Here is a 414-nt window from a genome sequence, read left to right as displayed (position 1 = left end):
GGAGAGCGTAAGAAGTTTTGTGTAAATGGTTATACTTTCCAATAAGGAGATGATCATTTATGCAAGACTACGCAAACAAAACGATTAAAGAATTGGCAAGCGAATGTAAATCGGTTGAAGATGTTCATGAAATGATGAAAAACTTATTTAAGGACACGATTCAAGAAGTGTTTGAAGCTGAAATCGACACTCAACTAGGGTACAAAAAGCATAGCTCTGAGGGGGACAATACTGGCAATAGTCGTAATGGCTACAGCCAAAAAACGATTAAAACGAAATTTGGCAACTCAGAGCTTCAAATACCTAGAGATCGTAATGGTGAGTATGAACCTCAAATTATTAAAAAGTACGAAACCACCGCCAATGGACTCGAAGACCAAATTATTGCGCTTTACGCCAAAGGTATGTCTACCA

At 37.9% G+C, this 414-nt stretch carries 1 protein-coding gene; it reads left to right on the top strand.

Translation table 11 applies throughout. The features are described 5' to 3' along the window. Positions 1-59: 59 nt before the first annotated feature. Positions 60-414 (top strand): transposase (locus tag SAZ04_RS21720; protein ID WP_332699591.1); only part of this gene is annotated, 355 nt, incomplete at its 3' end.

Origin of the sequence: Halalkalibacter lacteus (genome assembly GCF_036663595.1) — a bacterium.
GTDB classification, from domain to species: Bacteria; Bacillota; Bacilli; order Bacillales; family Bacillaceae_D; genus Halalkalibacter; species Halalkalibacter lacteus.
Note: the sequence above shows the minus strand (reverse complement) of the source record. Positions and strands in the feature narration are given on the sequence as shown.